General features: G+C 41.7%; 23 protein-coding genes and 1 tRNA gene. 10 read left to right on the top strand and 14 right to left on the bottom strand.

The window, feature by feature from the left end:
- Positions 1-3: 3 nt before the first annotated feature.
- The 3 genes from N473_RS17365 (at position 4) to N473_RS17355 (ending at position 3,717) form a co-directional block, all read left to right on the top strand.
- The gene (locus N473_RS17365; protein WP_063369030.1) at positions 4-597 is read left to right on the top strand and encodes an XTP/dITP diphosphatase; all 594 of its coding nucleotides are present in this window, start codon (positions 4-6) and stop codon (positions 595-597) included.
- Positions 594-1,730, top strand: coding sequence for a radical SAM family heme chaperone HemW (gene hemW / locus N473_RS17360; RefSeq protein WP_063369029.1), 1,137 nt, complete (start codon positions 594-596; stop codon positions 1,728-1,730). Before N473_RS17365 ends, hemW begins: the two co-directional genes overlap by 4 nt.
- Before the next feature lie 157 nt (positions 1,731-1,887).
- On the top strand, positions 1,888-3,717 hold the full coding sequence (locus N473_RS17355; protein ID WP_063369028.1) for a DUF885 domain-containing protein: 1,830 nt from the start codon (positions 1,888-1,890) through the stop codon (positions 3,715-3,717).
- Here N473_RS17355 and N473_RS17350 read toward each other — a convergent pair.
- Both N473_RS17350 and N473_RS17340 read right to left on the bottom strand, forming a co-directional pair.
- Positions 3,714-5,534: a sensor histidine kinase gene (locus tag N473_RS17350; protein ID WP_231099591.1), complete on the bottom strand. Its 1,821-nt coding sequence runs from the start codon at positions 5,532-5,534 to the stop codon at positions 3,714-3,716. The genes N473_RS17355 and N473_RS17350 overlap by 4 nt on opposite strands.
- A gap of 543 nt (positions 5,535-6,077) precedes the next feature.
- Positions 6,078-6,162 (bottom strand) — tRNA-Leu (locus N473_RS17340).
- A 248-nt stretch (positions 6,163-6,410) separates the two neighbouring features.
- On the opposite strand from N473_RS17340, the gene N473_RS17335 reads away from it, so the two are divergent.
- Entirely contained in the window at positions 6,411-6,908 is a 498-nt protein-coding gene (locus N473_RS17335) for an RDD family protein (RefSeq protein WP_063369026.1), read from the top strand.
- 38 nt (positions 6,909-6,946) lie between these two features.
- Here the strand turns inward: N473_RS17335 and lptG are convergent, their stop codons facing one another.
- Both lptG and lptF read right to left on the bottom strand, forming a co-directional pair.
- Positions 6,947-8,014, bottom strand: a complete 1,068-nt coding sequence (lptG, locus tag N473_RS17330) for an LPS export ABC transporter permease LptG (protein ID WP_063369025.1) — start codon at positions 8,012-8,014, stop codon at positions 6,947-6,949.
- Entirely contained in the window at positions 8,011-9,123 is a 1,113-nt protein-coding gene (lptF, locus tag N473_RS17325) for an LPS export ABC transporter permease LptF (RefSeq protein WP_039611775.1), read from the bottom strand. Before lptF ends, lptG begins: the two co-directional genes overlap by 4 nt.
- 195 nt (positions 9,124-9,318) lie before the next feature.
- On the opposite strand from lptF, the gene pepA reads away from it, so the two are divergent.
- The 3 genes from pepA (at position 9,319) to N473_RS17310 (ending at position 14,326) form a co-directional block, all read left to right on the top strand.
- Positions 9,319-10,830 (top strand): leucyl aminopeptidase, encoded by a 1,512-nt coding sequence (pepA, locus tag N473_RS17320; RefSeq protein ID WP_039611776.1) that lies wholly within the window; start codon positions 9,319-9,321, stop codon positions 10,828-10,830.
- A gap of 179 nt (positions 10,831-11,009) precedes the next feature.
- Positions 11,010-11,456, top strand: a complete 447-nt coding sequence (locus N473_RS17315; RefSeq protein ID WP_039612171.1) for a DNA polymerase III subunit chi — start codon at positions 11,010-11,012, stop codon at positions 11,454-11,456.
- Positions 11,457-11,479: 23 nt separating this feature from the next.
- Positions 11,480-14,326, top strand: a complete 2,847-nt coding sequence (locus N473_RS17310) for a valine--tRNA ligase (protein WP_063369024.1) — start codon at positions 11,480-11,482, stop codon at positions 14,324-14,326.
- A 548-nt stretch (positions 14,327-14,874) separates the two neighbouring features.
- Here the strand turns inward: N473_RS17310 and rpoS are convergent.
- The 10 genes from rpoS to N473_RS17260 form a co-directional block, all read right to left on the bottom strand.
- Positions 14,875-15,858 (bottom strand): RNA polymerase sigma factor RpoS, encoded by a 984-nt coding sequence (gene rpoS, locus N473_RS17305; protein WP_063369118.1) that lies wholly within the window; start codon positions 15,856-15,858, stop codon positions 14,875-14,877.
- Positions 15,859-15,910: 52 nt separating this feature from the next.
- Entirely contained in the window at positions 15,911-16,738 is an 828-nt protein-coding gene (locus N473_RS17300) for a peptidoglycan DD-metalloendopeptidase family protein (protein WP_063369023.1), read from the bottom strand.
- Positions 16,739-16,836: 98 nt separating this feature from the next.
- Positions 16,837-17,475, bottom strand: a complete 639-nt coding sequence (locus tag N473_RS17295; RefSeq protein WP_063369117.1) for a protein-L-isoaspartate(D-aspartate) O-methyltransferase — start codon at positions 17,473-17,475, stop codon at positions 16,837-16,839.
- Between the two features lie 5 nt (positions 17,476-17,480).
- On the bottom strand, positions 17,481-18,230 hold the full coding sequence (surE, locus tag N473_RS17290) for a 5'/3'-nucleotidase SurE (RefSeq protein ID WP_063369022.1): 750 nt from the start codon (positions 18,228-18,230) through the stop codon (positions 17,481-17,483).
- 2 nt (positions 18,231-18,232) lie between these two features.
- Entirely contained in the window at positions 18,233-19,264 is a 1,032-nt protein-coding gene (truD, locus tag N473_RS17285) for a tRNA pseudouridine(13) synthase TruD (RefSeq protein ID WP_063369116.1), read from the bottom strand.
- Positions 19,265-19,280: 16 nt separating this feature from the next.
- Complete coding sequence (gene ispF, locus N473_RS17280) at positions 19,281-19,757, bottom strand: 2-C-methyl-D-erythritol 2,4-cyclodiphosphate synthase (RefSeq protein ID WP_063369021.1); 477 nt, start codon at positions 19,755-19,757, stop codon at positions 19,281-19,283.
- A complete protein-coding gene (ispD, locus tag N473_RS17275) occupies positions 19,750-20,454 on the bottom strand; it encodes a 2-C-methyl-D-erythritol 4-phosphate cytidylyltransferase (protein ID WP_063369020.1) in 705 nt (234 codons plus the stop codon). The genes ispF and ispD overlap by 8 nt, the downstream gene beginning before the upstream one ends.
- Positions 20,447-20,731 (bottom strand): cell division protein FtsB, encoded by a 285-nt coding sequence (gene ftsB, locus N473_RS17270; protein WP_063369019.1) that lies wholly within the window; start codon positions 20,729-20,731, stop codon positions 20,447-20,449. The genes ispD and ftsB overlap by 8 nt, the downstream gene beginning before the upstream one ends.
- 53 nt (positions 20,732-20,784) lie before the next feature.
- Positions 20,785-21,414 (bottom strand): hypothetical protein, encoded by a 630-nt coding sequence (locus tag N473_RS17265; RefSeq protein ID WP_231099589.1) that lies wholly within the window; start codon positions 21,412-21,414, stop codon positions 20,785-20,787.
- Positions 21,415-21,498: 84 nt separating this feature from the next.
- Complete coding sequence (locus N473_RS17260) at positions 21,499-21,975, bottom strand: DUF2947 family protein (protein ID WP_063369017.1); 477 nt, start codon at positions 21,973-21,975, stop codon at positions 21,499-21,501.
- Between the two features lie 84 nt (positions 21,976-22,059).
- Here N473_RS17260 and N473_RS17255 point away from each other — a divergent pair, with 84 nt between their 5' ends.
- The 3 genes from N473_RS17255 (at position 22,060) to N473_RS17245 (ending at position 24,363) form a co-directional block, all read left to right on the top strand.
- Positions 22,060-22,281 (top strand): DUF1653 domain-containing protein, encoded by a 222-nt coding sequence (locus tag N473_RS17255; protein WP_063369016.1) that lies wholly within the window; start codon positions 22,060-22,062, stop codon positions 22,279-22,281.
- Positions 22,282-22,345: 64 nt separating this feature from the next.
- A complete protein-coding gene (locus N473_RS17250) occupies positions 22,346-23,179 on the top strand; it encodes an AAA family ATPase (RefSeq protein ID WP_063369015.1) in 834 nt (277 codons plus the stop codon).
- Entirely contained in the window at positions 23,179-24,363 is a 1,185-nt protein-coding gene (locus tag N473_RS17245) for a vWA domain-containing protein (protein WP_063369014.1), read from the top strand. Before N473_RS17250 ends, N473_RS17245 begins: the two co-directional genes overlap by 1 nt.
- The last annotated feature ends 421 nt before the right edge of the window (positions 24,364-24,784 follow it).

The raw sequence follows: 24,784 nt of genomic DNA, 5'->3' as shown, positions 1-24,784 counted from the left end.
GATATGACAAAACAAATCGTGCTCGCCACTGGGAATAAAGGCAAAGTAAAAGAGCTTGGGAATATGCTCGAGTCGCTTCAAATAGAAGTGCTACCACAAAGCCAATTTGAAGTTTCTGATGTAGAAGAAACTGGCACAACTTTTGTGGAAAACGCCATTATAAAAGCGCGACATGCAGCCAAAGAAACAGGTTTACCCGCCATCGCAGACGATTCAGGCATAGAAGTTGATGCACTCAACGGTGCACCCGGCGTGTTTTCCGCTCGTTTTGCAGGTGCTGACGCCAGTGATCAGCAGAATATCGATAAATTATTGGTTAGTCTTGAAAATGAAGCAAATCGTACAGCCCGTTTTTGGTGCGTACTGGTCTATATGCGGCATGAAAACGATCCCACGCCAGTGATTTGTCAAGCCAGCTGGGAAGGGAGTATTGCTTCGACGCAACATGGAGAAGGTGGTTTTGGATATGACCCAGTATTTTGGATTGAAAGCCTGCAAAAAATGGCAGCAGAGCTCACTAAGGAAGAAAAAAATGCAATCAGTCATAGAGGGAAAGCACTGCAACAATTAATGACCCACTTTAAGAGTACCCTGTGAATCTCCCTCCATTAAGTTTATATGTGCACGTACCTTGGTGCGTGCAAAAATGTCCCTATTGCGATTTTAATAGTCACAGCCAAAAAGGTACGATCCCAGAACAAGAGTATATTGGCCACTTATTAGATGATCTCAAAGCAGATTTACACTTAATACAAGGCCGAAAACTTCACAGTATATTCGTAGGAGGTGGCACTCCAAGCTTACTCTCTGGTGATGCCTATGTTTATTTATTAGAACAAATAGAGGCCCTTATCGGCTTTGAAGATGGCATTGAAATCACCCTAGAAGCCAACCCTGGAACTGTAGAAAGCGACCGGTTTAAGCACTATGTTGAAGCCGGTATTAATCGGATCTCCATCGGCGTGCAAAGTCTGCAAAGTGACAAGCTCAAAGCCCTTGGCCGTATTCATGGTGAAGATGAAGCCTTAAATGCTGCAGCAGAGGCACATGACGCAGGTTTAAATAGCTTTAATATGGATCTGATGCATGGACTGCCCAATCAGTCGTTAGAGGATGCCTTAAGTGATTTGCAAAAAGTCATAGATCTCAACCCGCCGCATATATCTTGGTATCAACTGACCATAGAGCCCAATACGCAATTTGCTTCAAAGCCACCTAAATTGCCAGAAGATGAAACCTTATGGGCAATACAAGAAGCAGGACAAACTTTATTGGCAGAACATGGCTATCAACAATATGAGATTTCAGGTTATGCCAAACCTGGTTATCGCTGCAAACACAATTTAAATTATTGGCGGTTCGGTGATTACCTAGGTATCGGATGTGGTGCACATGGAAAAATTACCCTACCAGAAAAAAACGAAATATTGCGTACAGTCAAAGTCAAACACCCGCGTGGGTATATGGATCTGACCAAACCCTACCTGTATGACAGTTGGAAAGTGGCACCAGAAGACAGGCCTTTCGAGTTTTTTATGAATACATTTCGTCTATTAGAACCCACATCAAGAGCAAGCTTTACGGCATTCACAGGATTGCAAGAATCGGATATACAAGCACCACTGCAAAAAGCGATTGCGCTAGGCTTGATAGAAGAGCGACCTGCTTCATGGTTTGTAACAATTAAAGGCCACAGATATTTAAACGACCTGTTAGAATTATTTGTCTAGTGTTAGGCACCAACAGCGAGAGTATTGCGCCACAAGCCGACACATCGCGCACATGTTCTAGCAGTAGCTCGCTGCATAACATATAATAGCCTACACTGAGAATGTATCTCAAATAGGCTAAATAAAGTCTATGAATATAAAAGAAAAAGGGTAAAACATGCGTAAACTTACCATCATCGCTGCTGCAATATCAGCAACGTTATTGGCTGGCTGCCAGCAAACAGCTGAGCAACCTAAACCAGTTTCTCCTGTGCAACAAGTTGTTCAAAGTGAAGTAGAAAAAGCAAATGCTCTGTTTGAAGAGTCTTTCAATCGCAGTGTTATGCGTAGCCCTATCTACCAAACATACCTCGGTATTAAAACAGACTATGACAAATGGGACGATGGCTCTGAAGCACGTCAACTAGAAGATCTTGAACTCACTAAGCAAGATCTTGCCGCGATTAATGCCATTGATCGAAGCAAGTTAGACCTGCAAACTCAAGTAAGTTACGACCTGTTTAAACAAGGTTTAGAAGAAGAAATCGAAGACTTTAAATGGCGCCGTTATTCTTACCCTGTGAATCAAATGTTCGGAACACATTCGATGATCCCAGCATTTTTGATTAACCAACACCAGATTTCTGACGTCAAAGATGCGCAAGCCTATATTTCTCGTCTCAATGGCGTGACGAACGTTTTTGATCAACTCGTTGAAGACTTAGAAAAACGTGCAGAAGCAGGTATTATTGCCCCTAAGTTTGTTTTCCCTCATGTTATTGAGTCCAGCAAAAACATCATCAAAGGCGCGCCGTTCTCAGCAGGTGATGATTCTACACTTTTAGCGGATTTTAAGAGAAAAGTTGCAAAACTTGAGATCGCTCAAAATGAAAAGGATGCCTTAATTACCGAAGCAAACAACGCTTTAACCTCTGCTGTTAAACCATCATATAGTAAATTGATCAGCTATTTGCATAAGCTTGAAAAGCGTGCTGACAATCGAGATGGTGTTTGGAAGTTCCCTGACGGTGAAAAGTTCTTCAATGTGGCACTTGAGCGTACTACAACTACAAAACTTTCTGCTGCCGAGATCCACAAAATTGGATTAGAGGAAGTGGCGCGTATCCATGATGAAATGCGAGAAATCAAAGAAAAAGTTGGTTTCAAAGGCGACCTTAAAGCATTCATGGCATTCATGAGAACAGACAAGCAATTTTACCTGCCAAATACCGAAGAAGGGAAAGCAAAGTATCTTGCCGATGCCACTGCAATGATCGACAACATGAAATCTCGTCTTGACGAGCTATTCATTGTTAAACCAAAAGCAGACATGATTGTTAAACGTGTAGAAGCATTCCGTGAAAAGGCGGCAGGTAAAGCATTCTATCAGCAACCGACACCAGATGGCTCTCGTCCAGGTATTTACTACGCAAACCTGTATGATATGGAAGCGATGCCAACGTATCAGATGGAAGCGTTGGCTTACCACGAAGGTGTACCAGGTCACCACATGCAGATTGCTATTGCACAAGAACTTGAGAACATGCCTAAATTCCGTAAGTTTGGCCGCTATACCGCTTATACAGAAGGTTGGGGACTCTATTCTGAATTAGTACCTAAGGAAATGGGCTTATACGAAGACCCTTATTCTGACTTTGGTCGTCTAGCTATGGAGCTATGGCGTGCATGTCGTTTAGTTGTTGATACAGGTATTCACGCAATGAAGTGGACGCGCCAAGAAGGTATTGATTACTATGTCAACAACACACCAAACGCTAAGTCTGATGCTGTTAAAATGGTTGAAAGACACATCGTTATGCCAAGCCAGGCGACAGCATACAAAATCGGTATGATCAAAATTGTAGAGCTTCGTGAAGCCGCGAAAAAAGAACTAGGAGATAAGTTCGATATCCGCGAATTCCACGATGTTGTACTTAAGAATGGACCTGTTCCACTTAATGTACTTGAGCAATTTGTTGACCAATGGGTTGCGAGCAAACAAAGCTAATTTTCTTCCAATTGAAAAGATGTATTAGCCAAAATAATATGTAAGCAAGCCCCGCCGTGTGCGGGGCTTTGTATTTTTACTTCTCCATTTAACTTTTGTGTGACCAAGTTATAGATAATACTTAGCCCTAGGCCAATCCCGCCCTTATTGCGTTGAGTCGTGATGAATGGCTCAAAAATAATGGGCAGTAGCTCTTTGTCGATACCTTTTCCATCATCTTTAACATATAAATGGATATAGTCATTCACTACCAAAGCCGATATAACGATATTGAGTACCCGACCCTCTTGCTTCGCATGCTGAATACAGTTGCCAATGCTATAGGTGATGATTTGCACAAACACATTTGGAAAACTTGTCAGCATCAACTGCTCTGGGATCTCCACCTCCAACTGATAATCAGGTTTACTCAACTCGTGCTGATAACAGTCCAGTACGCCACTCACCAAAGCTTTCAGGTTAAACTCTTGTATTTCATCATACTCTTGCTGTACTGATACTTTTTTAAAGTCATCGATCAGCGACGCGGTTCTCAGTAAATTATTCTCTAATAAAGACAGTGCTGATTCTGCCTCTGCAATGAGATTGGTTAATGTTTGTTTTTGCAGCTGCCCTGATTCCAGATCTTTTTTCAACACTTCAACTTGCTCTTTAAGATGAGATTGACTGGTAATAGCAACCCCTAATGGTGTATTAAGCTCGTGCGCGAAACCACTGACCATGTTGCCTAAGCTAGCCATCTTGGCTTCTTCAATCAGCCTTTGTTGAGCCGCAGTTAAACGTTCTAACAAGGTCTCAATAAACGCCAATAAACTGTCCAAATGGTGCGCTATCTGGGCAATCTCATCTTCACCGTTAATATTTACACGGATCGAAAAGTCTTCGTGTTGTGCAACATTTTTAAGCACTCGACTGATAGAAATTATATGTTCAGAAATGCGAGTATTGAGCACAAATAGTAATAACAAACTAAAACAGCTGATGGAGACGATGATCACTAAGCAAGTTAAAATCAAGTTTTGCTTTTCTGTCAGGTCTTCATTAAAAAGTTGTTTTGATACGACTTCAAAATGACCTCTAATTGAAAGCTTTAATTGGTGCAATTCGGCCCGCACCCCTTGACTGTGATCTAACCCCTGCTTTTGTAGCACGCTAATATAAGTCTTGAAGCCTTGCTGATATTGATTAAGTATGGACATCAAGTCTTGAGATTTATCGGGGAAATGCGAGGTTATGAGCTGCTCTGTGCGCAATAATAGATCTTGGTGCATAAGTAAATAATTAGGATCAAGCCGGAGTAAAAAATCTTTTTCTCGGCGACGTAGCTCCAGCAAGAGTATTTCAAGCTGAGGGTGTGATGTTTGCTTGGCAATATCTTGTAAAGCATGCGCTTGTCGCCTAAAGTTGCCATAAACACCCTCTTCCTTGTCATAGCCCAATAAAGCTTGCATAGACGCCAGCTGCTCATACTTGAGCGTAAAACGCTTAACCTCTTCATCGAGTTTAAATAACTGTTCTAAGTCTCGTTGCTGTGCAACTAACATATTTAACAATAAGCTATAGCTTTCTCGGTATGAAAACCTATCATCCTCAATCGATGCTAAGCTGTCGCGCTGACGCTCTATCAAAAACCGTTCTTCTTGATCCAAAAGACGTTGAATTTGAGTTTGGAGTTGAAATAGATGGTCGTTTAGCGCTCTGGTTTGTTGCAATTGAACATATAAGAACCAACTGGCAATCATTATCACAATTGCAGAACCAACAGCCGCTGTTTTAAATAGTAGAAGTGATTGCTTTAGCTGCACAAATTTACCCATATTGTATTTTGCCCCAACTTTAGTTTAGTCGAAGAAAATTAATATGGTATTTCTTGAACTAAGTAGGCAAATCTAACGCTTATCATGAGTAATATGATATGACAGTCTTTTTATGAACTATTTTATGCCAACACTTGTCATCATCTTTATTACTTCAATATGCGAGACCAAAAATGGAAATTTTCATAGCCTTATTCATATTACTGCTGCTAATACTACCTGCTGTTATCTACATAACTTATGTCCAACTTTCCACTCGAAATAAAGTCCGTCTAGCAGACTCAATTATTTATATGATTAAGCACGATGAGCCAGTGAAAATAGAGATGGAAATTTTAGAAGGGTTGAAACTTTCCCCAAAAGAGAAAAGCTACCTACTCAGCGTATACAAAGCACCTGTAAAAAGCACACAAGTAAACTAAGATATTAGACTAAATAATTGAACTATCGCGTCATGAAGTTCGTTTGAAAGGCTATAAAGCTAAAGAAGAAATAATATTCTAGAAAGAAAAAAGCCCCAGATTTATCTGAGGCTATAAAAAGTGGTACCAGTGGGCGGACTTGAACCGCCACGCCCGAAGGCAACGGATTTTGAATCCGTCATGTCTACCAATTCCATCACACTGGCATCATTTTTCTTTAATCTTCTAGCTTTGAGAAGATAAAGAAAAACCACTTTGAGCTTAGGCTTTGTTTATTTGCCCTCGTCTCTATGCCCTGCATTATACAAATATGTGACAGCCCCGCAAGCAGTTTTTTTAATAAATATGTTCAAGTGCTGAGTATTTGACCAAAATCATAAAATATCGAGGTTTAATAAATTTGGGCCTATATTATGTGTAGAATATTGCTATACAGTTTTATATAGGTTTTTAAATGTCTACTTTTCCCCGAGCAGGGTTTATTCGAAGGGTTGCGTCCTTAATATATGATGCACTCGTTGTTATTGCTTTTGCGATGCTTACCACTATTGCATTCCTAGGAGTGGTCCAAAGTATGTTGTCTTTAGGCTGGTATTCCTTAGGTGGTCATGAAGATGTTTCTGCTCTCATTCAAGCCACTCCAGCCTTGTATTACAGCCGCTCAGCACTACTAATACTTGTCGCAGTTTTGTTCTTCGCTTATTTCTGGACTAAAAGCGGTCAAACTATTGGGATGAGGGCATGGCGACTAAAAGTGCAAAATACAGATGGCTCACTACTTTCCTGGCCTCAAGCAATCTTGAGAAGCTTAACTGCATTATTAGGGGTAGGCAATTTGCTCGTATTAATTGATGTGAAGCATAAGCGCGCATTACAAGATTTAGTATGTCAGACAGAAGTTTTAATATTAACCAAAGAAGAAAATAAAAAAGTATACGATAGCCTCGACTAGGTATTAACGATAAAAAAGGCGCTCATCGCGCCTATTTTTTATTGCCTTCTTTGCAAAAAGTACATTGCAACCAATGTAAACATAATACTGGGCATCACTGCGCCAATGAATGGGTGGATTTGATAAACCATGACAATGGGCCCAAACACTTCATTACTCAAATGGAAGGTTAATCCGGTTACTACCCCCATGATGATCCTTGCACCCATACTCACAGATCGCAGCGGGCCAAAAATAAATGACAATGCCACTAGTAGCATAACCGCAATCGTTACCGGCTGGATCACCTTACGCCATAGCGCTAGTTCATAGTTACTCGTGTCCTGTTCATTCTGTTCTAAATAGTTTAAATAAGACAGCAACCCACTAAAAGATAAAGATTCAGGCTCAAATGAAGCAACGCCTAATCGGTCAATTGTAAGCTGCGAACTATAAAGTTTACTTTGGGCATAATACGTACTGACCTGCTGTTCTGTGATCTGCACTTCTTCAACAGCCTTTAGCATCCACCCCTCATCTGAAGTTACAGCTGACTGTGCTCTGGTAATTTTTTCCAAGCTCAAATCATCGGCGAAGTGGTAAATATTAATATTTGTTAGTTCTCCTGACTTTTCTACATTCGCAATATTAATGAAGTTATTGCCATCTTTAGCCCACAACCCCTTTTGAGCATCGTACACCTCTCCACCATAAATAGCTTGGTTTCTTAACTGCTTGGCAGTACGCTCAGCTTCAGGCGCGCCCCACTCTCCTAAAATCATCATACATATTGCCAATACGATAGCCGTTTTCATCACTGAGCCGATGATTTGCAAACGCGACATACCCGCAGCTTGCATGACCACCAGCTCACTACTTGAAGCCAACGCTCCCAAGCCCGTTAAGCCACCTATCAACGCCGCCATAGGAAAAAATACAACAATGTCACTCGGTACGCTATACAGTGTAAATAACAGTGCATCAGAGACTTCATAAGAGCCTCGGCCGACAGAACGAAGCTGTTCTATAAATTTAATTAAAGTATTAATGCCTACAAAAACCAACAAGGCAAAGCTCGTAGTTTGTAAAATACTCCGACCCAGATACCAATCTAGCATCTTCATCATGCGACAGCCTCCCTCTTTTTCCAAATAGACCTGAGCCATACGCCAAAAGGCCGGCCTTTAACAATGAGGTATGCACCAATAAATAGAACCGATAAATGGATCCACCACAAGCCAAGAGATGGTGGGATTTTACCCTCTGCGACTAAATATTTTCCGGCATTGAGTAAAATAAAATAACCTAAATAAATACCAATAGCCGGTACCAATTTAGCAAACTTGCCCTGTCTTGGGTTAACAACACTCAAAGGCACTGCCAACAGTGTCAAGAGGATAATGGAAATCGGTGTCGCTATACGCAGCTGAAACTGTGCTGCGGCCTCTGGTGTATTTAACTCCAGCAGTCGACTCGACGGTAAATCTTCTAATTCACGCCTTCTTCGCTCAATTTCTTGCTCTTGGATCTGCACCTGATAACTACCAAATTCAGTCTTGTTTAACGCTTGACTAAACCCATCAGTTTCATAGCGCTTACCGTCTTTCAAGATCAGTTGCTGCTCTCCTGATTCTCCTTCTGCCACCTCTCCCTGCTGGGCATACACGATGCGTGCAGCATTGTTAGACTCTTTTTCAGGTAGCTGCGCAACAAACACCTTATTTAATACAGAGCCTTGATCACTAGTATTGTGAATAAACACCACTGCTTTTTCATTACCGGTTTGCTGGAATCGACCAGCACGCAATTGCGTCAAACCCGATTCCGCATTTGCTTGCTCGCGTAATTGATTTTGTTTTTCGCCAGCCCATGGGGCGACATACAAACTCACCGTAGCTGCAATTAACGCAACAAAGAAACTTGAAATGAGTGTTACCCGAACCACATACCACTCGCTCACACCACATGCCTTCAATACTGTCATTTCACTGTCAGCATAAATCCGACTGTAAGCCAGTATAATTCCTAAAAAAACACTTAAAGGTAGGATATATACGGCTAATTTAGGTAAATTAAGCGCTAAAAATGACAATACAAGTTTTCCTGGTATTCCGCCGCCGGAAGCTTCTGCTAAGATTTTGACAAATTTTTGGGAGAGAAAAATCGTCATTAGAGTAAGGAAAACGGCGACCTGCGATTTTAAAACTTCAGCAGTCAAATATCGAAAAATTAGCAATGTTCGCCCCTATAAAACGTCTCATTTCACTGGAATAGTAGGAAATTTTGAGTAAACTGGTTATTTTAGTCACTTTATTATATGCCATCAAAATCAAATATCCTACTAGTGCTGAAGCACTAAAGTAACTTAGTTAACTTGATGTAGGGTGGCATTTAAAGTTTGAAATGGCATAACTTAGACTTAGGAGTCGCAATGGAATTCAGCGTTAAAAGTGGTAGTCCAGAAAAGCAACGCAGTGCTTGTATTGTTGTTGGGGTGTATGAACCACGTCGTTTATCGCCGGTTGGTGAACAGCTGGATAAAATCAGCGAAGGCTATATTTCCAATTTATTGCGTCGTGGCGACCTAGAGGGTAAGCCAGGACAAGTGCTGTTATTGCACCACGTACCCAATGTATTGAGTGAACGTGTTTTATTAGTTGGTTGTGGTAAAGAGCGAGAGCTTGACGACAAACAGTACAAGCAAATTATCTCAAAAACCATTAACACATTAAATGAAACAGGCTCTATGGAAGCGGTCTGTTTCTTAACTGAGCAGCATGTGAAAGGCCGCGACACTTACTGGAAAGTAAGGCAAGCCGTTGAAACAACGCAAGACTGTTTATATACCTTTAATCAGCTTAAAAGTAAAAAGAGTGAAGCTAGGCGTCCTCTACGCAAAATTGTCTTCAATGTTCCAACACGCAGAGAGTTGACTATTGGTGAAAATGCCATTGAGCATGGTTTAGCCATTGCAGCGGGGGCGAAGCTCTGTAAAGACGTTGCAAATATGCCACCTAATATTTGTAACCCTCGCTATCTAGGTGAGCAAGCTGAGCTACTAGCTAAAGAGTTTGATAACGTCACTGTAAACCTAGTTGGTGAGAAAGAGATGGAAGAACTTGGCATGCACTCTTACCTTGCTGTTGGTCGCGGCAGTGAGAATGAGTCTGTGATGTCTGTGATCCACTATAACGGCGCATCAGAAAAACAAGCACCAATCGTGTTTGTTGGTAAAGGCCTCACTTTTGACTCGGGTGGTATTTCACTTAAGCCTGGTGAAGGTATGGATGAGATGAAGTACGATATGGGCGGCGCCGCTGGTGTGCTTGGTTTAATGCGTGCTGTTGTCGAAATGCAGCTACCACTTAACGTCATTGGCGTATTGGCTGGCTGTGAAAATATGCCAAGTAGTCGTGCGTATCGTCCAGGTGATATCCTTACAACTATGTCAGGACAAACCGTTGAAGTACTGAATACAGATGCTGAGGGACGATTAGTACTGTGTGATGCTTTAACTTATGTTGAAGCATTTGAGCCGGAAACCGTTGTGGATGTTGCTACTTTAACAGGCGCCTGTATTATCGCACTCGGTCACCATGCCTCTGGTTTATTATCAAACCACAACCCACTGGCTCACGACCTATTAAAAGCATCAGAGCAAAGTGGTGACAGAGCTTGGCAACTGCCGCTTTGGGATGATTACCAAGAGCAACTGAAAAGCCCGTTTGCTGACTTTACCAATTTAGGGGGCCGCCCAGCAGGCACTATTACGGCCGCATGTTTCTTATCTAAATTTACGAAGAAGTATAACTGGGCACATATTGATGTTGCAGGTACGGCTTGGCGCAGTGGTGCCAATAAAGGCGCAACCGGACGCCCAGTGCCAATGTTGATGCAATATCTGCTTAATCGTGCAAACATTACTGAAGGTTTGCAAGATTAAAAATTAGCTAAACATAGATGGATTTTTGAAGGGACGTTAAATAACTCGTTTCAAGGTCCACTGTAGATTGATGAGAGCCGCATTCTGTGTCAGAATGCGGCTTTATTTTGAACGCTGTTCAGGCACGAAGTGTTTTTATTTGGTGTCCGGTGATCAGTACTGAAGATAAGTCACATGCCATGTCAATCAATGCACATTTTTTAGTGTTAAAGCATGACCAAGAGCCTAGCCATCACGTCCCGGCTCACTTTGATCTTGCAGCCCGAAGTGCTGCTAAACTGTACCGCGCAGGGCAACGTGTATTTATATACGTGGATACAGTAGAGAATGCCCATGCAATTGACGAACATTTGTGGCAGTTCGACGCTGACAGTTTTGTACCACATAACCTGCAAGGAGAAGGCCCAAAAGGCGGCGCTCCTGTAGAAATTGGCCAAATGCCCCCTGTAGGGCGACGTACAATACTTATAAACCTTGCCACACATATCCCGGATTTTGTCCGACGATTTGAGCAAGTATATGACTTTGTCCCAGTCGAGCCGATGGCCAAACAGGCTGCCCGGGAAAGGTTCAAACAACTGCGCGCAATTGGCGCCAATATTTCAACTAAAGAAATTGATAACTAAAGTATTTTTTAAGGTTCTGTGTAATGGATAAAACCTATAATCCACAAGATATTGAACAGTCTCTATACCAAGACTGGGAAGAAAAAGGCTACTTTAAGCCTTCTGGGCAAGGCGATGCATACTCAATCATGATCCCGCCGCCAAATGTCACAGGTAGCCTGCACATGGGCCACGCGTTCCAAGACACCATAATGGACACCCTCACACGCTACCAGCGTATGAAAGGTAAAAATACTTTATGGCAAGTAGGTACAGATCACGCTGGTATCGCAACACAAATGGTTGTTGAGCGTAAACTTGCAGCCGAAGAAGGTAAAACTAGACACGATCTTGGTCGCGAAGAGTTCATTGACCGTATCTGGAAATGGAAAAATGAGTCAGGCGGCACTATAACAAAGCAATTGCGCCGCTTAGGTGCCTCTGTCGACTGGGACCGTGAACGCTTTACGATGGATGAAGGTTTATCAGAAGCTGTTAAAGAGGTATTTGTTCGCCTTTACAAAGAAGACCTAATTTACCGTGGTAAGCGCCTCGTAAACTGGGATCCAAAACTACACACCGCAATTTCGGATCTTGAAGTTGAAAACAAAGATAAACAAGGCCACATGTGGAACTTGCGTTATCCACTTGCTGATGGTGTTAAGACTCGAGATGGCAAAGATTACATCATCGTGGCGACAACTCGTCCTGAGACCATGCTTGGCGACACAGGTGTGGCAGTTAACCCTGAAGACGAGCGTTACCAAGATTTAATTGGTAAAGAAATTTTACTGCCAATCGTTAATCGTCGTATCCCTATCGTAGCCGATGAACATGCTGATATGGAAAAAGGCACGGGTTGTGTAAAAATCACACCTGCCCATGATTTTAACGATAATGAAGTTGGTAAGCGCCACCAGCTTCCAATGATCAATGTATTTAACAAAGATGCCGCAGTACTAACTCAAGGTGAAAGCTACACCTTTGATGGTAAAGAACTTACTCTAGACGCGCCAATACCAGAGCGTTTTCACGGTTTAGATCGCTTCGATGCAAGAAAGCTAATCATTGAAGAGTTTGAGCAAGCAGGTCTGTTAGAGAAAATTGATGATCACAGCCTCACAGTACCCTATGGCGACCGCTCAGGTGTTGTGATTGAACCTCTATTAACAGATCAATGGTATGTGCGCGTTGCACCGCTGGCTGAACCTGCAATCAAGGCCGTTGAAGACGGTGACATTGAGTTTGTACCGAAGCAGTATGAAAATATGTACTTCTCTTGGATGCGCGACATTCAAGACTGGTGTATTTCGCGCCAACTTTGGTGGGGCCACAGGATCCCAGCATGGTATGATGAGCAAGGTAACGTTTATGTCGGTCGCGACGAAGTTGAGGTACGTAAAGAAAACAATCTTGCTGATGATGTTGTACTTTCACAAGATGATGACGTACTGGATACTTGGTTCTCTTCTGCACTATGGACCTTCTCTACACAGGGCTGGCCAGAAAATACCGAAGACCTGAAAGTATTCCACCCGTCAGATGTACTAGTAACAGGTTTTGATATCATTTTCTTCTGGGTTGCTCGCATGATCATGATGACGATGCATTTCGTTAAAAATGATGATGGTACACCACAAGTTCCATTTAAGACGGTTTACGTTACAGGCCTTATTCGTGATGAAAATGGCGACAAGATGTCAAAGTCGAAAGGTAATGTACTTGATCCGCTGGATATGATTGACGGTATTGACCTTGAAAGCCTAGTAACAAAGCGTACAGGCAACATGATGCAGCCTCAGTTAGCGAAAAAGATTGAGAAAAACACACGTAAAACGTTTGCTGACGGTATCGAAGCACATGGTACAGATGCACTCCGATTCACGCTTGCGGCGATGGCATCAACAGGTCGTGACATTAATTGGGATATGAACCGACTGGAAGGTTACCGTAACTTCTGTAATAAACTATGGAATGCAAGCCGTTATGTTCTGATGAATACAGAAGAGCAAGACTGTGGTTTTAACGATGCACCTAAGCAGTACTCGCTTGCTGATCGCTGGATCTTAGGCCAGTTCCAGAACACTGTTCAAACATTCACTGAACATTTAGATAACTACCGTTTTGACCTTGCTTCAAATACAATATACGAATTCACGTGGAACCAATTCTGTGACTGGTATTTAGAGCTAACTAAACCGGTACTATTCAAAGGCAACGAAGAGCAGCAACGAGGCACCCGTCATACGTTGATCACTGTATTAGAAGGTTTATTACGCCTAATGCACCCGCTAATGCCATACATTACAGAGACGATCTGGAAGCGCGTAGCACCATTAGCTGGCCTTGAAGCAAATACGATTATGCTACAAGCCTTCCCTGAGTTTGATGAGTCACAAGTTGACGCACAGGCAATGGAAGATCTTGAGTGGGTTAAGCAGTTTATTCTTGCTATTCGTAATATCCGAGGTGAAATGGACATCAGTCCAAACAAACCTCTGAGCGTATTGCTTGCCAATGTGAGTGAACAAGATCAACGCCGTTTAGATGAAAACCAAGCATTCTTAAGCTCACTAGCTAAGCTAGAAGCATTCACTGTACTTGCCAATAAAGATGATGCACCAGCGTCTGCAACGGCATTTATCGGTGATTTAGAGATTATGATCCCAATGGCTGGTTTAATTGATGTTGATGCTGAATTAGCCCGTATAGGTAAGCAACTAGAAAAGGCAGAAAAAGGCCTTGCACAAGTAGAGAAAAAGCTAGCAAACGAGAAATTCGTCAACAATGCACCTGAAGCTGTTCTTGAAAAAGAAAAAGCCAAGCTGACTGAATTTAGTGACGCTAAAGCAAAACTATTAGAGCAAAAAGCGAAAATAGAAAGCTTATAATCACTGTCTAGGCCACCTTTATGGTGGCCTATGCCCCCCCTCACAAGCCATCAATATTTCTACTTTGATAACCACCTTACAGCCTGAAGAACATCATCACCTTTCAAGCCGAACGACAAACCGCGACCAACTTTACAATAAAAATGCACCTAGCGGTGATACTCATCCATATTATACTCAAGACAACCCTATGACTTTTTTCAATTAAAGAAAAAACTCAAGCGCATTCAAGCACTGTATTATGTACTATCGGATGCTTGTCTTATTTAATCAAAGATGTCTTTAGATGCGACTAGATTACACGTTTATATCGTGAAATTAAGAAAATTAATGACATTGGTTTTGTGACATTTTAATAATCACTTATTTCAACGCTACAAAAGTTCGAGACAATAAAAAACCACATACTGCAATGTGGCTTTTTACTCAAGGTTTCAGAACAGTAGGCAAATCTCAAAGCTCGGTTGCTGCTTTGTATTAACTGTTGAGCTCTTCGGTGATCAACGCATACTTTTCTAAAATCAATATATTAATAACGTCAAAAATGGCTACAACTGCTCAAACAAACTGTCTGTACTAAGCCCTTCATGTTGAAGAATATCTTTCAGACGACGCAATGCTTCTACCTGAATTTGTCGTACTCTCTCACGAGTAAGACCAATCTCTCGGCCTACATCTTCCAAAGTTGAAGGCTCATATCCTAACAAACCAAAACGTCGTGCTAGAACTTCACGCTGCTTAGGATTTAACTCACCAAGCCAATCCACGATATGACGGTTGATGTCTTTATTTTGTACTTCACTTTCGGGTTCATAACCACGCTCGTCTGCAATAATATCAAGCAACGCTTTGTCGTTATCACCACCGATAGGTGTATCGACAGAAGTGATTTTCTCATTTAAGCGAAGCATTTTGCTGACATCTTCTACAGGCCTATCTAGGCATTCAGCAATTTCTTCTGCAGTCGGCTCGTGGTCTAACTTTTGGGTTAGCTCCCTCGCAGTTCTAAGGTACACATTCAGTTCTTTAACAACATGGATAGGTAAGCGAATAGTGCGGGTTTGATTCATAATGGCACGTTCAATGGTTTGACGGATCCACCATGTTGCGTAGGTTGAAAATCTAAAACCTCTTTCAGGATCAAATTTCTCTACCGCCCTGATAAGGCCTAAATTACCTTCTTCTATTAAATCAAGAAGCGCTAAGCCTCGATTGTTATAGCGACGTGCTATTTTAACTACGAGCCTTAAATTACTCTCAATCATTCTTTTACGAGACGCTTCGCACCCTTTCAGTGCTTTTCTCGCAAAATATACTTCTTCTTCAGCACTCAGTAATGGAGAAAAACCAATCTCTCCTAGGTAGAGCTGAGTTGCATCTAGGTTTTTTACCGTTTCATCTTTTGAAAAAACCTCTTCATCACTGTCAATGTCTTCCAAAAGCTCTTCGTTCGGACCATCTTCATCCACCCCGTCAAACTTATCGTCTAATTCCGGGTTCACTTTACTTTTCTGTTTTGCTGTTTGAGCCATAAGCATCCTCCCAAGCGAATAAGTGATAGTGTTCCATCAATACGTCGATACGCTATTTTTTAGGCAGATACCTAATTGGGTCTACGGATTTACCTCGGTACCTTACTTCAAATCGTAAAGCAACTGAGCTTGCATCCGAACTACCCATTTCGGCAATCTTCTGCCCCACTTTAACCTGCTGCTGCTCTCTTACTAGCAATTTGGAATTGTGGGCATAGGCACTTAAATAATCATCTGTGTGTTTCAGAATTATCAAGTTACCGTAACCTCGTAATGCACTCCCTGCATATACAACAATGCCACTTGCCGCAGCTTTTATCGATGTCCCTGTTTTGTTTGTGATCTGTATTCCCTTGTAGCCATTTTCTTTAATAGAAAAGCGTCGTGTCACTTTACCTACTGCGGGCCAATTCCACCGTACCTTTTTATTCAACAAAGCATTGGTGTCATTGGTTTTTTTATTGGCTTGACTTTGAACATACTCTCGTTGCTTGGGGGGATCAAGCTCTTTTTTTGAGGGTTTGTTATTTAAAGGTTTATTACTTGTATATTTTTTGATTTTTTGCGCTGTATTTTTAGCCGTTTTGTTAGATTTTTTAGGATAGCTTAGTAAAATAGTTTGACCAGGGTAAATGGTGTAGGGAGGCTGAATTTTGTTGATTTTGGCAACCGTTCTTACATCTTTATTTGCGCTAAATGCAATTGAAAATAGCGTATCGCCCTTTTTCACTTTATAACGATTATTTTTTATATGAATTTTTTTTGACACCTTGGTCTTACCTTTAGTAAGACTCACTACAGGTGCAGGTTTATGGACAGATGAACAGGCTACTAATGAACTGCACAGTATACCTACTATAAAAAAGTTCGCACTTTTCACCCACACTCCATTAAATCCCATTATTTAATTACATATGCATACTTAAACCACTAATAAAAGACAATTTATCAGGGTTGAAAATATATTTCCTCAATTATTTATGAGATTGGTCCAGCAACAAGCGGCACAAACTTTACAGCAGCAATGTCCTGTCTTGATATTTTCCCTCCTTGATTCACAAACAGTGTTAGTGTCTGCTCATCCACTCCGACGGGAATGATCATGGCACCGCCATCAGCTAATTGTGCTAACAGAGACTCAGGAACAACAGACGCCGCAGCCGTCACTATAATGCCATGAAAAGGCGCCTTCGAATGCCACCCTTGCCAGCCATCACCATGTTTCATAGAAACATTATATAAATCGAGTTGATGAAGCCGCCTTTTAGCTTGCCATTGAAGAGCTTTTATTCTCTCTATACTAAAAACCTTATCAAACAACTGCGCTAATATAGCGGTTTGATATCCAGAACCAGTTCCTACTTCTAAAACATTGTCATGAACACCAACCTGACGCAATACCTCTGTCATTTTAGCTACTATATATGGCTGAGATATTGTCTGCCCCTGGCCAATAGGTAATGCAGTATTCTCATATGACTTATGCTTCAATACATCATCAATAAATAGGTGTCTAGGGGTGTTGAGCATTGCCTGCAAAACGGCTTCGTCTTGAACCCCTTGCGCTCTTAAACTGTTGACTAATTTATCAGCACTGCGTTGATAGTTATTAAGCAAAATCATTACTCCTGAGACGATAGCCAAGTAGCTAAACGCTCAAGACTCTCATGGGCAGTCATATCAACAGTTAATGGCGTAATAGCGGCGTATCCCTGCTTCACAGCATAAAAGTCTGTCCCTTCACCTGCGTCACTCTCTGAACCCAGAGTGCCATACCAGTATATATCTCGATTCCAAGGATCTGTTTGCTTAGTCATTGTATCGGCTTTATGTCGTGCGCCAAGGCGAGTGACTTGAATGCCCTTTAATTCAGACAGTGGGATATCAGGCACATTAATATTTAATATTTGATCTTGTGGCAATGGATGACTATCCAGTGCCTTAATAATTCTTAAAGTCACTGCCGCAGCAGTTTCATAATTCGCCTCTTTTTTAGAGCATAAAGAGACAGCTATCGCAGGTAACCCTAAATGACGACCTTCGGCAGCAGCCGCAACAGTACCAGAATACAGCGTATCATCGCCTAAATTGGCACCATTATTTATCCCTGCCACCACCAATGCTGGGGGTTCATCAAATAATTGGTTCACTCCAAGGTGCACACAATCTGTAGGCGTCCCATTGACTGAAATAAACCCATTTTCCAATGTGCTCGTACGCAGTGGATTCATGAGTGTTAAAGAGTTACTCGCACCACTACAATTCCTATCAGGCGCAATCACGGTCACATCAGCTAATTCACTGAGCGCTTTGTAAAGCACCTCGATTCCTTTTGCACTTACACCATCATCATTGCTCAGTAATATCTTCACACTTATTGCTCCCCAGATTCTTGTTTATCTCTCAAGCTCACATCTTTATGTTTGATCAGCTCTCTTAGTACAGAAGTCGCATAACACCCTTTTGGTAAGTCAAAGCTCAGCTGCAAAGTTTGACTGTCTATGGTTTTAACACTGAGCGATTTAGGGGTCACTCTTAAGCTTCTTCGCTCATTTTTCAAGCCCAGCTCCGCAAGTCCCTGATGCCAAGCAGCATGCTCCTCCAACCAAGACTTCTCAAGCTCAGTAAGGCCCTTCTCACCTTTACCAACCAGTGGCGCAGATAAAAGGATATCCCCTTGGTTTAAACGCTCAACAACTTCGTCGTTTAAGTCATCTTCAAAAAAAGCATTACTACCGGACAATATAAAGATCTCTCTATGCCAGGTTTTAGCTAAACCGTGTTCTTTAACTCTTTTTGACACGATGTGATTGAAAATATGCGATCTCGCAGCTGAGATCACAATGCCCCTGAGCTTTTTGTCACGAATATGTTCACCATTAAACAACCGTTCTGCCATTATCAAATTATGGCCATCATGACCAAATCGCTGCTCCGCAAAATAATTTGGCACGCCTTGTCTAACTGCATTTATGCGAGAAAGCACATCCAAGTGATTGGTTACATTCCTGAGCGTTATCACAAAGTGATTTCCACGATGACAGCCCGTTTTTAACTTTCGGTTATGCCGCACTTGTTTAATCACGACCATAGAGTCTGAGTTTAACTGCGAAAAGTCTATGTGTTTTTTGATGGGAACCGGTACGCTAAACCACTGTGTGCAGACACCATGACGATCTTTTAGTCCAGCATAGCTCACATCTCTGGGAGCAACACCAGCGAATTTAGCAATTTGCTTGGCCAAATACGCTGTGTTTTCTCCGCGTTTGATGATCTGTAAGCAGACATGCTCACCTTCACCTGTAAACTCGATATCCAGTATTTCTTCAACTACAAAGTCTTCTGCTGTTTGCTTAAAGTCCCCTTGAGACAGAGGCTCTCCATAAAGGTAATTTAGCGAAGCTATAGCATCAATCACTTAACTACCCCTTCATAAGTAGTGCGACGGCATGACTTGAAATGCCTTCTTTGCGACCTTCAAAACCAAGCTTTTCCGTTGTTGTTGCTTTGACATTAACTTGATCGAGTTCAACTTGGCAATCAGCGGCTAAATTTGCTCTCATTGCATCAATGTGCGGTCGCATTTTAGGCGCCTGAGCAACAAGTGTGACATCAATATTTCCTACTACATAGCCCATTTTCGTTACTTGCTCAATCACTCTTCTCAATAAAATGCGGCTATCTATGTTTTCAAACTCACTGTCCGTATCTGGGAAGTGCTTACCTATATCGCCTAACGCAAGTGCCCCTAATAATGCATCGCAAAGAGCATGAACTGCAACATCGCCATCTGAATGTGCAATAAAACCTTGTTCAAATTCTATTTTCTCGCCACAAATTACTAAAGGCCCTTCGCCGCCAAATTTGTGTACGTCAAAGCCATGACCTATTCTAAACATTCTCAATACTCTTTTGCTGTTGTGCCATTAGAAAACATGCCAACATATGATCTTCTGGCGTGGTAATCTTGATATTGTCAGAGCGACCCGAGACCAGTGTCACCGGCTGCCCAACCCTTTCCATTGCTGAAGCTTCATCGGTGATCATCGCCCCCTCTTTCAATGCACTGTCCAGTGCACTCAACAGTACTTGATAAGGAAAAAGTTGAGGCGTTAAAGCTTGCCATAGTTGATCTCTAGGCACAGTCTCTTCTATGTACTTATCGCCTTTTTTAATCGTGTCTTTCACTTTGCTTGCAAGTATGCCGCCTTCACCGGTACCAAAACATGACGCAATCAGTTTTTCGATATCTTTAATATCGACAAGCGGTCTGGCAGCATCATGCACTAAAACCCACTCCGGAGGATTTGCTTGCATAGACTTCAAAGCATTCAGCACTGAATCAGCCCTTTCTTTGCCACCAGGTACACGGGTTGTATTTAGCTCAGTTAAATCTAAACCATCAAAGTAGCCATCGTCTTCGCTCACAGCAACATAGATATGGCTAATAGGTTCAACATTGGATAACTTTATTAAAGTATGCTCTAGGATAGTCTTTTCACCAATTTTTAAATACTGCTTTGGGTGATTAAGTCCCATTCTGGAACCCACACCAGCTGCAGGAACAACTGCAGCTAATGATATTGCTTTATTCATAGTGCTTCTTAGGTAATACGCGGATAAAAGTTTCATTAGGCTTGATCATGCCTAGCTCATGCCGAGCCCGTTCTTCAACGCCCTCTAAACCTAATTTTAGGTCTTCAATATCTGCTTTAAGTAATTTATTTCTTTTTAGTAATTCGGCATTCATTTGTTGATGGGTATTTACCGTTTCGGTGATCCTCCGATAGTCCTGCAAACCATGATGGCCAAACCACAGCTTATACTGTATGTAGGCACACAGGCAAAATAGCGCTAACTGAAACAAACGCATAAAATATACCCTACTAAATGAATGATGTAGTCATGTCGACAACAGGATAATTGTCAGCCTGATACTAGTTTCTTTTTTGCTACATTGCGCCAATTGATGCTACTTGCAAGCAACATCTCTCTTAGGCCAAGTAATCTCGGTGTTATCATTTTATGATATTGCCATCGGTGACCACAACAGGCGGCTGTCATTAAAGCTTTCGTCGGTTTGAGAATGCTTATATGGCCATTGTCTAAGCCATGCCCTTCATTGGCGAACCAACCATATTGATTGCAATGTATTTGTGATTGATTCACTTGATCTATCATATCAATACAAAGAATGGTTTCATGGTCCTGATTTATAGCAACTGGCACAACTAGCCCAACTTCAGCTTGTTTTTCAAAATAGAGCCGAATTTTATCAGGTGTTTGCGATGGAACCCGTCTTTGCGTTGCCACCCAACACCCATTATGACTATCCAACTGAAGAGGCACTTCACCTAATACAATATGCGTTGCCGCACGTTCAACGTAATAAGGTAAACTGCTTAATAATCTTTTTAGTCTGTTCGGATCCGCTTCAGTAGATAAGCGCGTAATTTCTCGAGTATAAAATACATTAACAAGCTCAGCGTAGACAAGCCGTAAAGCCTCATCTTGCCAAATAGTGGTCTGTTGCTTGCCTGTATTGTGCTCTCTCAAAATCCCTCCCATTAAGGGGTTTTATATCACGGCGCCATACCTGAATACAGTCAGTCTATTAAATATTATAAGCGGGGTCTATTTTCATTTAGGACGTTTTCCAAGTTTAGCTTCGCCAGTCTCTAAAAACTGTACTGCTGCATCTCGCTTCTTGCCAAGTAATAAACTACCATCAACTAAAAACATAAAGTTTTGCCAGCAACGTTTGAATACGCCAAACTGAGTTTCAATAACATGGTCTCGTGATAAGCAAAAATAGACCGTCGTATTATCTTCCCAGCCCAAGTAATCCGAGATCTCCAAAGGCAATAATGCTTCACCTTCTTCCCACTTATTTTCCCACTCTACAACTTCTTCCCAATTATCTTCTTTACCTGCCCAATCATGTGGGGTGAAAAAGTCTGGATGGTCCTGCTCTCGGCTAACCATGGTGCTCCATAGCACAGCAGCGCGAGGCGCTGACATAGGTTTAATTTGCGCTAAATCTGCCTCATCAATGGGCAAATCTTTGTGTCTAAACACCCATGCTTTCTTGAAATCACCAAGCGCAATATAATTCATATTAGTAAACCTTATTTATATTATGGCGAACTCAGCATTCGCCTATTACTTCCTAATTATACCCAGTCAAAGGAGCACTCAACAATGCCTGAAGAAGTTAAAGTCGGTATCTATCGTCACTATAAAGGTAAAGACTATAAAGTATTGTGTATAGCAACACATAGCGAAACAGAAGAACAACTTGTTGTGTATCAGACTCTATATGGGGCTTTCGATCATTGGGTAAGGCCACTTACCATGTTTAATGAGCACGTACAAATAGATGGAAAAACAGTGCCTAGATTTAAATACATTGGCAAAGAATGAAGTTTGATAGCTTTGTATTAACTGTGGCACACTGAACATATTATCTCATCAGACCACAATACTTATGTTCAAAGGCACCACGACCTATATCGCATCTTCAGCTTTACAGCAGGCGGTTAACGCCGCCATCATTTTAGAAAAACCTTTGCTAATCAAAGGAGAGCCTGGCACAGGAAAAACATTACTAGCTCAAGAACTTGCAAAAAGCTTGGATACGGAGCTCATACAATGGCACATAAAGTCCACGACTAAAGCTCAGCAAGGCTTATACGAATACGATGCAGTCTCTCGACTTAGAGACAGCCAACTTGGCGATGTTCGAGTTAATGACGTCAATAACTATATTATTAAAGGTAAGCTTTGGCAGGCATTCACAGCTACACACAGACCCGTTTTATTGATCGATGAAATTGATAAAGCCGACATTGAATTCCCCAATGATCTACTGCTCGAATTAGACAAGATGGAATTTCACGTATATGAAACTCAACAGCAAATCAAAGCCCAAATTCGCCCCATCGTCATCATCACCTCTAACAATGAAAAAGAATTACCCGATGCATTCTTAAGGCGCTGCTTTTTCCACTATATTGATTTCCCCACTCCATCAGAGATGCAGGCAATTATTAATGTACATTACCCAAATATAAAGTCGCAGTTAATTACCCAAGCTTTGGAAGTCTTTTTCCATTTACGGGAAGTTAGGGGGTTAAAAAAGAAACCCAGCACGAGTGAGTTACTTGATTGGTTAAAGTTACTCTTAGCAGAAGATATAGATCCAAAAACACTACAGGACAAATCACACCAAGGAGGCTTAATGCCTTTATTCGGCGCATTGCTTAAAAATGAACAAGATGTATCCTTGATTGAAAAGCTCGCCTTCATGAGTAAAAGATAATGCTGATAGCCTTCTTATTCACACTCCGAAAGCATGGTATCAATGCCAGTCTTAGAGAGCTGATGGACTGTATTGGTGCGCTAGAGAAGGGGCTTTGTTTTGGTAGCATAGAAGATTTCTATGCACTAGCACGAGTCATTTTTGTCAAAGATGAGACGCTATTCGATAAGTTTGATCGCGCTTTTGCTGAATATTTTGAAGGCGTTGAACAGGTCGATGTAGCCTCTGCCATCACAAAACAAACCTTGCCGCATGACTGGTTAAGGAAAGAGTTTGAAAAACAGCTCAGTGATGCGGAAAAAGCCAAGTTAAAATCCCTCGGCGGTCTAGATAACCTAATGGACACATTAAAAAAGCGTCTGGCAGAACAACAAAAACGTCATGCAGGAGGCAATAAATGGATTGGCACCGGCGGTACATCCCCGTTTGGGGCTTATGGATACAATCCGGAAGGTGTGCGTACTGGACAGCACACCAGTCAGCATCGCCAAGCCGTGAAAGTATGGGATAAGCGACAATATAAAAACTTAGACAAAGACGCTGATCTCAGCAGTCGAAACATGAAGCTTGTACTCAAGCAGCTTCGACAATTTGCGCAAAGTGGCCATAGTGATAAGATTGATCTAAACCAAACGATTGACGCAACAGCCAAGCAAGGCGGTATGCTTAATGTCAAAATGGCGCCACAAAGAGAAAACACTATCAGTGTATTAATGCTATTTGATATTGGCGGCTCAATGGATGACCATATTCAAATATGCGAACAGTTGTTTAGCGCTGCTCATAGCCAGTTTAAGCACCTCGAGTTTTATTATTTTCATAATTGTGTTTATGAACATGTATGGAAAAATAATGATCGACTAAATGACTCCTTAATTGATACTTATCAACTAATCAATAAGTTCGGCAAAAACTATCGCCTGATTTTTGTTGGGGATGCCACTATGGGGCCCTATGAGATCTCCTACCCAGGAGGCAGTGTTGAGCATTGGAATCAAGAACCAGGTGCCGTTTGGCTAAATAGATTAACATCACATTTTGATAGAGTTGCATGGCTTAACCCACAACCTCGAGCACACTGGCCTTATTATCAATCTATTCAACAGATAGACACCTTAATGGACAGTAGAATGTTTCCCCTATCTATTGATGGGATCACTCAAGCAGTTAAGTCATTAACTTGATTATCTCAGTGTAAAGTGTAACAACAATGTGCGAAGTAAATATCGAGCGGAAGGTTTATGACACAGCGCGAAGCGCTGGCATTCTTTTCGCGCAAGGTGGAGTAAGCCGGTTTAACCGAACAAAATCAATACACTACTATCAATCTATAGCAGGTTCTCTCTATGTCATTCCGGACTTGCTCCGGAAACCATATATTAAGCAAAAAGAAATGGATCCTGAAGCGATATATGGACTCCACCACATCTCACATACAGTGTAATGTGGTGTCGACCAAAACAAAGGAGTCCATATATGAATAATCGTAACGTGATTGCGCTCGATCTTGCAAAAAATATTATCCAAGTCTTAACGACAGTGAACAAAGCGAGTACGTTCAGTTTTCGCAAGGTGAAGTGAGCTATTTTAACCGTTGCTAAGGGA

It is taken from the genome of Pseudoalteromonas luteoviolacea CPMOR-1, assembly GCF_001625685.1.
In the GTDB taxonomy this organism is placed as follows: domain Bacteria; phylum Pseudomonadota; class Gammaproteobacteria; order Enterobacterales; family Alteromonadaceae; genus Pseudoalteromonas; species Pseudoalteromonas luteoviolacea_K.
This window is presented reverse-complemented; position numbering and strand designations above follow the sequence as displayed.

Coding starts and splice junctions, on each gene's coding strand:
- N473_RS17365 (WP_063369030.1), top strand. CDS start 4: ATGACAAAACAAATCGTGCTCGCCACTGGGAATAAAGGCAAAGTAAAA.
- N473_RS17355 (WP_063369028.1), top strand. CDS start 1,888: ATGCGTAAACTTACCATCATCGCTGCTGCAATATCAGCAACGTTATTG.
- N473_RS17350 (WP_231099591.1), bottom strand. CDS start 5,534: ATGGGTAAATTTGTGCAGCTAAAGCAATCACTTCTACTATTTAAAACA.
- N473_RS17335 (WP_063369026.1), top strand. CDS start 6,411: ATGTCTACTTTTCCCCGAGCAGGGTTTATTCGAAGGGTTGCGTCCTTA.
- lptG (WP_063369025.1), bottom strand. CDS start 8,014: ATGATGAAGATGCTAGATTGGTATCTGGGTCGGAGTATTTTACAAACT.
- pepA (WP_039611776.1), top strand. CDS start 9,319: ATGGAATTCAGCGTTAAAAGTGGTAGTCCAGAAAAGCAACGCAGTGCT.
- N473_RS17315 (WP_039612171.1), top strand. CDS start 11,010: ATGTCAATCAATGCACATTTTTTAGTGTTAAAGCATGACCAAGAGCCT.
- N473_RS17310 (WP_063369024.1), top strand. CDS start 11,480: ATGGATAAAACCTATAATCCACAAGATATTGAACAGTCTCTATACCAA.
- rpoS (WP_063369118.1), bottom strand. CDS start 15,858: ATGGCTCAAACAGCAAAACAGAAAAGTAAAGTGAACCCGGAATTAGAC.
- ispF (WP_063369021.1), bottom strand. CDS start 19,757: ATGTTTAGAATAGGTCATGGCTTTGACGTACACAAATTTGGCGGCGAA.
- ispD (WP_063369020.1), bottom strand. CDS start 20,454: ATGAATAAAGCAATATCATTAGCTGCAGTTGTTCCTGCAGCTGGTGTG.
- ftsB (WP_063369019.1), bottom strand. CDS start 20,731: ATGCGTTTGTTTCAGTTAGCGCTATTTTGCCTGTGTGCCTACATACAG.
- N473_RS17260 (WP_063369017.1), bottom strand. CDS start 21,975: ATGAATTATATTGCGCTTGGTGATTTCAAGAAAGCATGGGTGTTTAGA.
- N473_RS17255 (WP_063369016.1), top strand. CDS start 22,060: ATGCCTGAAGAAGTTAAAGTCGGTATCTATCGTCACTATAAAGGTAAA.
- N473_RS17250 (WP_063369015.1), top strand. CDS start 22,346: ATGTTCAAAGGCACCACGACCTATATCGCATCTTCAGCTTTACAGCAG.
- N473_RS17245 (WP_063369014.1), top strand. CDS start 23,179: ATGCTGATAGCCTTCTTATTCACACTCCGAAAGCATGGTATCAATGCC.